This window comes from Salinimicrobium oceani (assembly GCF_012037645.1).
In genome coordinates this window covers 1-280 of the sequence record NZ_JAAVJR010001687.1, presented here as the reverse complement: position 1 = coordinate 280, position 280 = coordinate 1, and the positions used below count along the sequence as shown (strand labels likewise).

1 pseudogene is annotated in these 280 nt (G+C 46.4%); it reads right to left on the bottom strand.

The annotated features are described in order from the left end of the window. Window positions 1–280, bottom strand: a pseudogene (locus HC175_RS23600) (asparagine synthetase B); the annotation flags it as partial.

Sequence of the window (280 nt, the reverse complement as noted above, 5' to 3'; positions counted from 1 at the left end):
CTTCCGCCGAAAGAGCGATATCGAAGCTGTCGGTGGCGCTGCACATAGCGAACATAAAGCCGCCGCCCACCACATAGTCCCTTATCTTAAGTGCGACATCCAGTTTTTCTTCAGCAACCTTATCATAACCCAGCCTTGAAGCTAATGCTTCAGCTTGTTTTTTATCTTCAATATACCAGGGTGCTGTACGGTAGCTGCGATAGAATTTTCCATACTGCCCTGTGAAATCTTCGTGGTGCAAATGCAGCCAGTCGAAAAGCAGTAAAGCATCATTAAGTAC